Genomic DNA, 12,903 nt, shown 5'->3' with positions numbered 1-12,903 from the left:
CCTGGTAACTCTTTCCAGAAAAGATCATCGGTCACTGTTTGCCGGTAACTGATCGGCAATATTGAGAAGGGGTAAGCGATCGCCGCGAAACAATTCCTCACTTTCCTGGCCCAATTCAATTAACCAATGATTGAGGGACCGCAAGGCCAGATAGGAGAGAAGAAAGGGACTGACCGCTAGACTAAGCCAAAGCTCGATCGGTTGAGTTTTCATGGCAATTTTTAGGTTAAAGGACGGCGTTTGATGCGACGAATCGGAAAATTAGCAATCAGGGCGGTAGTTCGTTGGTCACTTTCTAAGAGTAACTCGGTTTCCTCGGTGTCGATATCAAGATAACGACTGACTACTTCTAAGATTTCTTGACGCATCATATTGAGAATTTCGGGACTAAGATCGGCGCGATCGTGGGCTAGAATAAGTTTTAAGCGTTTTTTAGCTTGGTCGCCACTCTTGCCCGAACCGCGCCATGCTAGAAGTTTATCGATCAGGTCATTCATAGTAGGTTAAGGGGTTGAGATGAGAGAGTTTAAGGCCCAAACAAGCGACGACGCAGACGGGTAAGAAAACCTTCCTGACCGGCCATTAAATCTAGAAACGGCACATCGCGACCCTGTAAACGTTGGGCAATGTTTCTAAAGGCCATGGCGGGAAGGGAAGTCTTCTCCTCTAATACTAATGGTTCCCCTTTATTAGTGGAAATAATAATTTTTTGATCGTCGGGAATAATCCCCAACAGGGGAATTACCAAGAGGTCGAGAATATCCTCGACGCTGATCATCTGGTTGAGTTGAATCATTTCCGGCCGCAGCCGGTTGACAATCAGACGGATACTTTTAATATCCTCGCTTTCTAGTAATCCCACCACTCGATCGGCATCTCTCACCGCCGACATTTCTGGGGTAGTAACGATGATCGCTTCTTGGGCAGGTGCGATCGCATTGCGAAAACCCATTTCAATTCCTGCCGGGCAATCAATCAATACATAATCATAACTTTTTGACAATTGGGCGACTAAATCTTTCATTTGATCGGCAGTAATTGCCTCTTTGGTACGATTTTGTGCCGCCGGTAATAGGACCAGATTTTCCTGTCTTTTATCCTTAACTAAAGCTTTATCAAGGCTACAATCTCCCGCCACCACATCGAGGGCAGTATAAACGATACGCTGTTCTAATCCTAACAATAAATCGAGATTTCTTAGTCCGAAATCGGCATCGACAAGGGCGACTCGACAGCCTAATTGAGATAAGGCTGAACCTAAGTTCGCCGTTACTGTCGTTTTACCGACTCCTCCCTTTCCCGATGTCACCACAATTACACGAGCCATAATTTATATCAGTTATCAGTTATCAGTTATCAGCTATCAGTTACCGGTTATCAGTTATCAGTTATCAGTTATCAGTTTTATAGAGTTTTTCGTTTCAACGCAGTTAATCCCTATTTTTACCAGTCACTGAATCACTGTTTACTGATCACTGTTTACTGGTCACTGATAACTGTTTACTGGTCACTGAATCACTGTTTACCGGTCACTGATCACTTTTTTTCGACCCATCCAACTTTATCTTTAAAGGTGTAGGTTCTGGAAAAATTATAAGCCCCAATGATGCGAATTCCTCCTTCGCTGATACAGGCAATTTCTGGTTCCATGCGATCGCTATCTAAAGCCGGGGCCCGTGCCACTAATTCAGCGATTCTCAGTTGAGTTAAATCGATTCGCAGGGCCATAATTACCGCTGCTCGATCGCCGCGGAATCCAGCATGGGCCACACCGCGTAAACTCCCCCAGACTAATATATCGCCATCAGCGACGATCGATCCGCCGGGGTTGACATCGCCCATGACCATAACTGTACCCGGGTGACGGATTTCTACACCCGATCGCAGGGTGGTTTTTAAGTACAAAGGTTCGGCGAGGGGAGATTGGGAAGGTTGCTCGTCCCCGAAAACCGTGGGATTTGAGCGCATTTGTTCGACATTGTAACCCATGGTTGCCGCTGCCACTGCGGTTTGTCTTCTTTGGGTTTGGATCGTGTGCAGGGGTAATTCGGCACTGTCTAAAATTGTGGCGATCGCTTGTAGTTGCCGCGTATCCATCAGGCGATCGCTTGCCCGTAGGTGTACTGGTGTTCTAGCAGGGCAGTTTTGACCGCTATTACGGAGATAATATTTCAATCCTGTCAAGATATCTGTCCAATCCTGACTTGTCTCCCCGGCGCCGGTTTTGGGTAAAATTAGCACCAATTTCTCGCCCTCACTTTTTAGGTGAATTTGGGCGTATCTTGACCTTAACGAAGCTGATGGCTCAATTTTTTCGGTTTCTAGGTCGATTTCTTGATTTATTTCGGTTTTAGTTTCATCCATAAAGATAATTTTTTACTTAAACAAGACAAAGCGCAAAATAGCGATCAGCAAACCGACGGAAGCGGTAATCAGTGAACCGCCTAAAATGGTTATCAATGCCCAAATTTGATTTTTTTGACTGCCCTCAACTATTTTGAGGCGATTATCCATCCCTTCGACTCTTTCGGTTAATTTTGCCTGTCCTATCTCTAGGGATTTAACATCTTGCTTGATTTCCTTAATATCAGCTTTAATTTCGCCAATATCAGCCTTAATTTCGATGATACTATTCTCGATCGCCGTGAAACGAGTTTCGATCGCTTTTTGTCCGTTGATAATTAAGTCTTCTAGCCTTTGCAAGTCCGTATCGGCAACAGTTTTCATAAAAATTAACTGGCTATCAGTATAGATGTTTCTTTAATTATGAACCTTGCTCAGGGAATAGGAGATAGGAGTGAGCAGATGAGGTTGAGTGTTGGGGAGAAAAAGCTGAATTTGTCTCCTGTCTCCTGTCTCCTATCTCCTGTCTCCTATCCCCTTCTATTGACACAAACGTTGATAAACTGTGGCCAAAGCTTGGACATCACCGACGTTACCCGGGAAAAGAACCACAGGTAAATTAGGAAAGAGGGGATGATCGGCTGCTGTGCGGACCATGGAGACACCGGGGAGAATCTGACCGAGTAAACGGGCCGATTGCAGACTTAAACCCGTACTTAAGACATCATTGGAGGTAATTCCGCCTTTACTGATTAAAAAACTGATATCACTGGGTAAACCCTTAACAATGTCCATTAACAGGGTGGAGACGGCAACCCCAAAATCAAGACGTTTCTGCACAGAAGCAAAGGTTAACTCTTGCCGACTGGTATAGATCACGGGGGTTTGTTTATTTTTGTGAATAAGCTTGACTTTTTCCAGAACTTGTGCTAAGAGTTGCTCTCGTTGCTCAGGACGATCGCGCAATGCCGTCACATCGATTTCGACTCCGACGGTGTTGGGTTGTTGAAGCAGTTCATCTAATTGTTGGCTAGTTTTTTTGACGTGGGAACCGACGATAATTGCCCCGGCTTCCCCCGTGGGCTTATACTTACCCATAGATTCGGGTGCGATCGGTTGAGTTCCTAAATTAGCCAAAGAAGTTAAAATACTGGCGGCACTACGGAATAAAAATTTTTTTCCCTCCCCTGCGGCGGTTAAAATATCTTCAGCAAAGCGATCGAGATCCGCTTGAGTTTCCCCATCTACCACGCCACATTGATTATTTTTGAGCTTTTGCAGTCGTTCTAAACTACCTTGACGGATATCTGCCAGTAAAAATCTCTCTACATCATCTGCTTTAATTTTACCTTTCGTTTTCTCCTCCACATAATCCGGCAGATAACTGTAATGGTAGGCAAAAACCGAATCGCGAGCAAATTCCGTCTCGTGGACGGGAGTGGGAACGCCATCGATGATTAAATAGTGAATACTATCGCGGGTGACTCTTCCCCCCTCAAAAAAGGCCGGAATCAGGAAATGAGCATCAAAACCGCCCAATTCTTCGGCAATAACATCAGTTTCGATCGGATAATGCCCGCGCAGGGTAGAATCGGAACGACTAACCACCAAAAAATCCTCGATTCCCTCTTTAGTTAAGGCAGTTTTCAGGTTATGACAGACTTCTCGCGTGACAGACTCGGCTTTTTCGGGGGTTAAAGCGCGAGTATTGGTCAAAACAAAGAAAATTGGCGCATTATCTGCCAATCCCAAGCGGAGAGTATCTTCATCCCACCGCATCAATAACAGACAACTATGGACTGTTTGGGAACCTGTCGGGTCATCATCTAAGACTATAATTTTAGGTCTATTATTGCTCATATATTTTTTATCAGGATGGGAGGGACGAAGGAACCAAGAGAATCTGGTTAATAGTTTATCGGGTTCTGGTTCCCCATTAAAGTCGTCCCCTCCCTAAGCAACCGCTATCAATCTTGATCACAATCTGTCCAATATAGGATAAGCTATACCATGATTCATACAGTGACGAAGTTGAGCGCGGGAGACTTCCCTTTGAATACGTTAATCCACCCCACTGCGGTTATCCATCCGTCGGCAAAACTTGATCCCAAGGTTAAAGTTGGTCCCTATGCTGTGATCGGGGCCCATGTGGAAATTGAAGCTGATACAATTATTGATGCCCATGTGGTCATTGAGGGTCCAACCAAAATTGGCAAGGGTAATCATATTTTTTCTGGGGCTGTTATTGGTAACGAACCACAGGATTTAAAGTATAAAGGGGGCGAAAGTAGCGTAGAAATTGGTGATCATAACCAAATTCGCGAGTTTGTCACGATTAATCGTGCCACCGATACGGGAGAAGTTACCCAAATTGGCAATAATAATTTATTAATGGCCTATGTTCACGTTGCCCATAATTGTATTTTGCAAGATAACATTATTATCGCTAATAGTGTCGCCTTGGCCGGTCATGTCCAGATCGAATCAAAAGCAGTTATCGGGGGAGTTTTAGGAGTACATCAATTTGTTCATATTGGCAAAATGGCCATGTTAGGAGGAATGAGTCGTATTGATCGCGATGTTCCCCCTTTTACTTTAGTGGAAGGCAATCCCTGTCGCGTGCGAACTCTTAATTTAGTCGGTTTACAAAGGGCCGGTTTTACCGATGAAGATCTAGCTTTACTGAAAAAAGCTTTTCGGATTATCTATCGTTCTAATATAAATCTTCAGGAGGCTTTAGAACAAGTTTCTCTCTTAACCGATAATCCCCATGTTCAACATTTCTGTCAATTTTTACAATCCTCTACCACCGGAGAAAAACGTCGCGGTTTAATTCCAGGAAAATAATTTCTTGATTGAGGAACAGTCTGTGGGGTGTGGGAATTATGAATTATGAATTATGAATTGGGGAGCGGGAAGAAAAAGCGTTCGACAAAAGCTCACTCCGAAGTCTGTCTTCTCAATCCTGACTCCTATCTCCCGACTCCTGACTCCTGACTTCTTTTATTATCAAATAATTATCCAAATGCGTATATTTATTAGCACGGGTGAGGTATCGGGTGATTTACAGGCAGCGATGCTGATTGAATCCCTTTTTAAACTAGCTAAAACCCAGGCAATTGAGTTAGAAATTTTTGCCCTAGGTGGCGATCGCATGGAGTTAGCCGGAGCAAAAATGTTGGGTAAAACCACTCGACTGGCTGCCATGGGATTAATTGAATCTATCCCCTTTATTTGGCCAACTTTACAACTACAAAAACGAGCAAAAGAGTTTTTTAGAGATAATCCCCCTGATCTGATTATTTTAATTGATTATGTGGGGGCAAATGTGGCGATCGGTCAATCAGCTAAAAAAATTATTCCCGATGTGCCAATAATTTATTATATTGCCCCACAGGTGTGGATTTGGTCAGAAGAAAATATCCCTTCAGCTAAACTAAGATCCACAGCAGAAAAGTTATTTAATACGGAAAAATTAATCGCCGTCACCGATAAATTATTGGCAATTTTTCCTGCCGAAGCTCGTTTTTTTGAAACAAAAGGTTTACCAGTAACTTGGGTGGGACATCCTTTAGTGGATCGTATGGCCAATGCTCCCAATCGCCAAGAAATGCGGCAAAAATGGGCAATAAAACCCGAAGAAACAGTGATCGCTTTGTTACCCGCTTCCCGTCAACAGGAGTTTAAATATCTCGTGCCGACGGTGTGCGCTGCTGCCCAAAAATTACAGGAAAAAATTCCCGATATTAAGTTTTTAATTCCCGTTCCCCTAGCTTTATACGAACCAAAAATGCGAGAATTAGTGGCGGAATATGGATTAAATGCGGTGATTATGGAACGAGATCAGACTTTAGAAGCGATTGCTGCGGCCGATCTGGCTGTGGCTAAGTCTGGTACAGTTAATCTCGAAATTGCTTTGTTAAATGTGCCGCAGGTGGTGGTTTACCGTTTAAGTGCAGTTACTGCTTGGATTGCCCGCAATATTATGAAGCTTTCTGTACCATTTGTCTCACCGGTAAATTTAGTTCTAATGCGAGAAATTGTTCCCGAATTATTACAAGAGGAAGCTAACCCAGAGAGAATTATGCAGGAATGTCTAGACCTATTATTAAATCAGCAACGTCGCCAAAAAATGTTAGATGAATACGCAGAAACCAAGGCCGGTTTAGGAACAGTAGGCAGTTGTGAGCGAGTGGCACAAGAGGTGTTTAAAATAGGCCTTTGTTAGGATTCAGGAGTCAGGAGATAGGAGTCAGGAGACAGGAGATAGGAGATAGGAGATAGGATTCAGAAGATTATTTTTATTTATCCTTCCCACTTCCCCTACACCCCACACCCTACACCCCACCCCCAGGAAAAGCTTTTTCAGCAAACCCTACTTATAAGCGTCCATACCCTCACAGGAACAAACCAGATTTCTGTCCCCGTAGGCATTATCAACCCGTCCCACTACCGGCCAGAATTTATAATCTTTTAGCCAAGAAAGCGGGTAAGCTGCCTGTTGACGGGAATAGGGACGACTCCAATCATCGGCAGTTAAAACCGCAGCTGTGTGGGGGGCATTTTTCAAGGGATTATCGTGGGGATCCATGCTACCATTAGCGATCGCTTGTACTTCTTGATAGATAGTTAACAAAGCTTCACAAAAACGGTCTAATTCGCCCAAAGATTCGCTTTCCGTGGGTTCCACCATCATTGTACCCGCCACGGGCCAAGAAACCGTCGGCGCGTGGAAACCGAAATCCATCAAGCGTTTTGCCACATCTTCCACCTCGATGCCGGCCTGTTTTTTCAGGGGACGTAAATCAATCACGCACTCGTGGGCAACCGTTCCCGCGCTACCCTTAAATAACACCGGATAGGCCGACTCCAGACGAAAAGCCAGATAATTAGCGTTCAAAATTGCCACTTCTGTCGCTTTTTTCAAGCCGGCGGCCCCCATCATAGCGATATACATCCAAGAAATAACCAAAATGCTGGCACTACCCCAAGGCGCGGCCGAAATTGCCCCAATCGAGTCCTGATGCTTACCGTTAGCGGTTTCTGGGGATAATTTCGCCAAAACCAAGGAAACATCCGGCAGAAAAGGCACTAAATGGGATTTTACTCCGATTGGTCCCATACCCGGTCCCCCCCCACCGTGGGGAATACAGAAAGTTTTATGGAGATTCAAGTGACAGACATCAGCGCCAAAATCCGCCGGACGACATAAACCCACCTGAGCATTCATATTGGCGCCATCCATATAGACTTGACCACCGTATTGATGAATCAAGGCGCAAATTTCGCTAATTCCCTCTTCAAAAACGCCGTGAGTGGAAGGATAAGTCACCATCAAAGCCGCTAGATTATCCTGATGCTTCTCGGCCTTAGTTTTCAGGTCATCAATATCAATATTGCCCCGAGAATCGCAATTAACCGCCACTACTTTCATACCACACATAACGGCACTGGCAGGATTAGTCCCGTGAGCGGACTCAGGAATTAAGCAAATCTGACGATGACCTTGACCGCGACTTTCATGGTAGGCTCGGATTACCTGTAAACCAGCATACTCTCCCTGAGAACCGGCGTTCGGTTGTAGAGAAATGCCATCAAACCCGGTAATTTCCCCTAACCAAGTCTCTAACTGTTGAAAGAGCAGTTGATAGCCTTCTGCTTGGTCAATCGGGGCAAAAGGGTGTAATTTGCCGAATTCTGCCCAAGTTACCGGAATCATCTCCGCTACGGCATTGAGTTTCATCGTACAGGAACCGAGGGGAATCATGGAAGTATTTAAGGCTAGATCCTTTGTTTCCAGACGGTGCAGATATCTGAGTAATTCCGTTTCCGAGTGGTAACGATTGAACACCGGCTCGGTAAGATAGGCACTGGTACGGGTTAGATTAGCGGGTAATTCTAGACTAATTTTCTCGACTAATTCCGCCGTGGTAAAGGGTAATTCCTCGGTTGGGGCGAAAATTTGCCATAAATCCCACACATCCCTGAGAGTGGTGGTTTCATCGACACTAATTCCTAGATTATTCTCATCAAAATAACGCAGATTAATCTTATGGGTTTTTGCCTTCGCAAGGATGTCCTCAACTCCCGTGGATAGCGTAACTTTGAGCGTATCGAAGTGCGGTTCTTTCCCCACCTCATAACCCAACTGTTTTAAGCCAGCTGCCAATAAAACGGTTAATTTCTGCACTCTTTGGGCGATTTTCTTGATTCCTTCCGGTCCGTGATACACCGCGTACATGGAAGCAATCACCGCTAGTAACACCTGTGCGGTACAAATATTACTGGTGGCTTTATCCCGGCGGATATGTTGTTCCCGGGTTTGCAAAGCTAAACGCAGTGCGGGTTTACCCTGACTATCCTTCGATACCCCGACAATGCGCCCCGGAATACTGCGTTTATAGACATCTTTGGTGGCAAAATAGGCGGCATGGGGACCCCCATAACCCAAGGGAACCCCAAAGCGTTGACTGCTACCCACGGCAATATCAGCCCCCAATTCGCCGGGGGGAGTCAACAGGGCTAAACTGAGAATATCGGCGGCAACGGTGACTAAAGCCCCATTTTCCTGCGCTTTGGCGATAAATTCCCGATAGTCATAAATTACGCCATCGGTGGCTGGATATTGTAATAATGCGCCAAAAATCGGCGTTTGGAAGTCAAAGAGACGATGATCCTCGATAATAATATCAATACCTAAAGGAATCGCTCTGGTTTTAACAACTTCGATCGTTTGGGGATGGCAACTACTAGAGATAAAGAAAGCATTGGCTTTAGTTTTACACAGTCCGTAACTCATAGTCATCGCTTCCGCGGCTGCTGTTCCTTCATCGAGGAGGGAAGCGTTAGCAATTTCCAGACCAGTTAAGCTAGTGATGAGAGTTTGGAAGTTTAAGAGAGCTTCTAAGCGTCCTTGGGCGATTTCCGCTTGATAGGGAGTATAGGCGGTGTACCAACCCGGATTTTCTAAGATGTTGCGGAGAATTACCGGCGGGGTGATACAGTCATGGTAGCCCATGCCGATAAAGGAGCGAAATACCTGATTTTTGGAGGCAATCGCTTTTAATTGGGCAAGAGCGGCGTATTCACTCAAGGCAGGTGGTAGATTAAGGCTTTTTTGTAAACGAATTCCTGACGGGACCGTTTGAGCGATTAATTCCTCAAGGGTAGCAATACCCAAAACCGCCAGCATTTTCTCGATTTCCGTCTCCGTCGGCCCAATATGACGGTTAACAAAGCTATCGGTACAGTCTAGCAGGTCTTGCAGGTCAGCAGGAGCGAATTCCTCGGTTTTCTCGGCCGTAATTGACCTATTTAGCATATTAATCTCGGTTTCAACAATTACAAAAGTGCTGCGTTTCATCGCTAGGGGTGATTTTAACGCAACTTGTAAAATTTTTGTAATATTTGAAGCCAGCAAGTTAAAGCCTAAGCTAATTTGCTATCGACCTATGGACAAAATTAACTTCATACTAAATCCGGTTATTAAAAACTGATTATCTATTGCTCCTTTTGCCTATTGCCTTTTGCCTGTCCTCATAAGTAGCCTATACTCAACGGATTTAGTATCACTACTGCTTCGTCACCAAAAACCAACCGGAATTCGTAGATCCGATCGCCTTTAATCCTTCTAAATCAGTAGCTTCTTTAGTTTGACGATCGATAATTAGGTAAGGTTGCTTGTGACTTTGCCAATAATTGATTAATTCTTCAGCAGCAAGGGGAAAAACCCGACGACCACTATAAAAATTTAACGAGGGGCGCTCGTAGGCAAAAGCAATATAAACAGGGTGATCGGCCGGCACATATTTCTGCACTAAACTCGCCACCGGTTTGACGGAGAAATTCTCATTTAATTCCCAGATCCACAGGGGAGAATTGACAAAAATAAACAAAGAAACCAACATTCCCCAGAGTAAAACCACGCTGAATTGTTCCGAGCGCCGAGCTAACAAAATCGCCGTTGTCACCATAGTCAGGGAAAGTGACAATAAGGTTAAAAGAATTAAGGGATGGATGGATTTGATCGGGGCAAAATGACCCGAAAAATAGGCCATTAAAGCTAATAAACCCGTCACAACGCCGATAATACCCAGAATAATTGACCAGATTGGATTATAGGGGCGATCGATGGGAAGATTAACCAGCTGCGCTAAGGCATAACCGGCCGCTAAAGCCAAGGCCGGATAGATCGGCAGAATATACCAAGGCAACTTGGTTGCCATCACCGAAACCACGAACAGATAAACCACCGTCCAAACTAACAGTAACTTCGCCCAACTGTAGAGATATTCCTGACGTGCTAAACGTAAACCCCAAACCGAGAAAATTAACCAGGGCCAACTATATTTAAGAATTTCCAGCAGATAATACCAAAACGGTCCGCGATGATTGTCCAGATCGTCACTAACTCGCTTTAACTGTTGAACAAAAAGGGAATCGAGAAACTCCCGCTCGTAGTGCCAAAATTGGGCGGCATACCAAGCAAAAGCGGGGGATGCTCCCAATAACCAACCCGACCAAAAATAGGCAGAAGTTAATAACCGGGGGGTATCCCAGAGCAGAAAAATAAAGCCGATACCCGCCAATAATAGCCCCATAATCCCCTTCGTCAGACAAAGAAGGGCAAATCCTAACCCCACCCCCAGAGACCAGCGTAAATCCCGCCGTGAGCGCAGTAAACAAACAAACATCAGGATTTCAAAACATAATACCGCTCCATCCAACATGGCTAAACGGCCATGGCGCACCACCGGCAAAAGAGTTAAATAGATCAAGGCCGACAGTAAAGCTGGCAAACGAGCGGGAAAAATTTCTCGACCGAGAAGATAAAGAAGTGGCACCGATAAAGCTGTTAAAAAAGCAGGCATTAGTCTAGTATTGGCCTCATTGATGCCCCAGAAATGGTAGGTTAGACCAATCAGACTATGAATCAACGGCGGTTTATTCAGGTAGGGATCACCCCAAAAACTAGGAAATAACCAGCGCAATTGTTCCAGGGGGGTTTGGCTAATTTCCTTGGCCACCTGAGCGATGGTCGCTTCATCCCAATCCCGCAAGGGTAAATTACCTAATCCCACTAGATAGATAATTAAGGCCGCTATTAATAATCCCAGTAAACACAGAAATTCTTTAAAATTTTCTCTCTGACGCAATTTATAACTAGAATATCCCCAAGTGAATTTTTGACGGTTCATAAGCTAGGGCAGTTATCAGTAATCAGTAATCAGTGGACTTCTACCTAATATTATCTCAAGACTAAAATTTTGTCTAGATAAGCAAATTACCCAAGTAAAAATGATTTTAATTTCCCCATATTTTTCAGTTAAATTGAATTATCAATGATACATATAAGCATCGAACTACTCATTAGTACAAGGCGGCCAAGCAAGCTCTGATTGAGTTATAATTTTTGGATATGTCTAATAGACCTCTTGCAAAAATCAAAAATCTGACCTTAGGTGAGGAGTCTCCGAGCCAGTATTCAGGAGTCAGGAGAATTAAGAATGAGCATTAATCAATTAAATGCTCTATTTAGGGCTTTTATGCAATTTTATGTCTATTTTTCTCATTTTTGCCCTCTCAAAAATTAATTATGCAAGAACTCTAATGAACTGATAACTGATAACTGATAACTGATAACTGATTATGTATTGGTATAATGGCGAATTAATCGAGAATGAGCGAATCAGTCTGGGTATTGATGATATTGGGCTGCTTTATGGAGCGACAATATTTACTACCCTGCGTATCTATCAACAAAGCTTAGATCATCCCCTGACCCATTGGCAAGAACATCTCCAACGTCTGCACTCTAGTTTACAAGTTTTCCACTGGTCCACTCCCGATTGGCGGCGAATTCGCCAAGGAGCCGAAGAATTATCCCGATTCTATCCTGTCCTGAGAATCACAATTTTTCCCGATGGTAGGGAGTGGATTAAAGGCAGATTTCTCCCCGAAGATTTAAACCTTAGACAAGAGCGGGGAATTATTGGCTGGGTAATAGATAATCCCGCTTGGCAACGGGTTTTAGGAGAACATAAAACTGGTAATTATTTAACCCCTTGGTTAGCGTCACAAACTGCTCAAAAAAAAGGAGCAAAAGAGGCGATATTAGTCGATCAATCTGGGAATTGGTTAGAAACTAGCACCGGCAATTTATGGGGATGGAAAGATAATTGCTGGTACACACCCCTGCTGACTGCTGATATTTTACCCGGGATCGGGCGCTCGGCTTTGATCGGCTGGTTAAAAAAACAAAATATTTCCCTAGAAGAAAATCTCTGGACTCCTGAATTTGTCAGGACTTTACAAGCGATCGCCTATAGTAATTCTCTGGTGGAAATTATCCCTTTTAATTCTATTCTTGGATGGAATCTACAGATAAATACAGCTATTTATAGAGAAATTTTGCCAGATTTACAGCAATATTTTTCCAGTCAATTTGAGAATCAATAACAATAAGGATTAAATGGCATAAAATCTGTGAATAGATTATTTAAGTAGGTAGGTGTTAAAAACTGTCAGATACTCCCCTGATCAAGAGGAGATTCAGGGGGG

The 12,903-nt window shown here is 44.1% G+C and carries 11 protein-coding genes; 3 read left to right on the top strand and 8 right to left on the bottom strand.

Translation table 11 applies throughout. The annotated features are described in order from the left end of the window. Positions 1–24: 24 nt before the first annotated feature. The 6 genes from N0824_RS13925 to N0824_RS13900 form a co-directional block, all read right to left on the bottom strand. The gene (locus N0824_RS13925) at positions 25–213 is read right to left on the bottom strand and encodes a hypothetical protein (protein ID WP_108937182.1); all 189 of its coding nucleotides are present in this window, start codon (positions 211–213) and stop codon (positions 25–27) included. A gap of 8 nt (positions 214–221) precedes the next feature. Further along, a complete protein-coding gene (minE, locus tag N0824_RS13920; RefSeq protein WP_002802177.1) occupies positions 222–497 on the bottom strand; it encodes a cell division topological specificity factor MinE in 276 nt (91 codons plus the stop codon). 29 nt (positions 498–526) lie between these two features. Next, positions 527–1,327, bottom strand: a complete 801-nt coding sequence (gene minD, locus N0824_RS13915; protein WP_008203116.1) for a septum site-determining protein MinD — start codon at positions 1,325–1,327, stop codon at positions 527–529. Between the two features lie 209 nt (positions 1,328–1,536). Continuing rightward, complete coding sequence (gene minC, locus N0824_RS13910) at positions 1,537–2,364, bottom strand: septum site-determining protein MinC (RefSeq protein WP_108937181.1); 828 nt, start codon at positions 2,362–2,364, stop codon at positions 1,537–1,539. Between the two features lie 12 nt (positions 2,365–2,376). Further along, positions 2,377–2,727 (bottom strand): hypothetical protein, encoded by a 351-nt coding sequence (locus N0824_RS13905; protein ID WP_108937180.1) that lies wholly within the window; start codon positions 2,725–2,727, stop codon positions 2,377–2,379. Positions 2,728–2,883: 156 nt separating this feature from the next. Next, complete coding sequence (locus tag N0824_RS13900) at positions 2,884–4,203, bottom strand: four-carbon acid sugar kinase family protein (protein ID WP_108937179.1); 1,320 nt, start codon at positions 4,201–4,203, stop codon at positions 2,884–2,886. Positions 4,204–4,353: 150 nt separating this feature from the next. On the opposite strand from N0824_RS13900, the gene lpxA reads away from it, so the two are divergent. After that, complete coding sequence (gene lpxA, locus N0824_RS13895; protein ID WP_108937178.1) at positions 4,354–5,190, top strand: acyl-ACP--UDP-N-acetylglucosamine O-acyltransferase; 837 nt, start codon at positions 4,354–4,356, stop codon at positions 5,188–5,190. 178 nt (positions 5,191–5,368) lie between these two features. Further along, complete coding sequence (gene lpxB / locus N0824_RS13890; RefSeq protein WP_108937177.1) at positions 5,369–6,571, top strand: lipid-A-disaccharide synthase; 1,203 nt, start codon at positions 5,369–5,371, stop codon at positions 6,569–6,571. A 147-nt stretch (positions 6,572–6,718) separates the two neighbouring features. Here lpxB and gcvP read toward each other — a convergent pair whose 3' ends face one another. Then, positions 6,719–9,706, bottom strand: a complete 2,988-nt coding sequence (gcvP, locus tag N0824_RS13885) for an aminomethyl-transferring glycine dehydrogenase (protein ID WP_199224918.1) — start codon at positions 9,704–9,706, stop codon at positions 6,719–6,721. Positions 9,707–9,914: 208 nt separating this feature from the next. After that, on the bottom strand, positions 9,915–11,540 hold the full coding sequence (locus N0824_RS13880) for a glycosyltransferase family 39 protein (protein WP_108937176.1): 1,626 nt from the start codon (positions 11,538–11,540) through the stop codon (positions 9,915–9,917). A gap of 451 nt (positions 11,541–11,991) precedes the next feature. On the opposite strand from N0824_RS13880, the gene N0824_RS13875 reads away from it, so the two are divergent. Continuing rightward, complete coding sequence (locus N0824_RS13875) at positions 11,992–12,801, top strand: aminotransferase class IV (RefSeq protein ID WP_108937175.1); 810 nt, start codon at positions 11,992–11,994, stop codon at positions 12,799–12,801. Positions 12,802–12,903 lie beyond the last annotated feature (102 nt).

It is taken from the genome of Microcystis sp. 0824, assembly GCF_003112475.1.
Classification (GTDB): domain Bacteria; phylum Cyanobacteriota; class Cyanobacteriia; order Cyanobacteriales; family Microcystaceae; genus Microcystis; species Microcystis aeruginosa_C.
The sequence above is the reverse complement of the archived record's forward strand: the minus strand, read 5'-3'. Positions and strand labels throughout refer to the sequence as shown.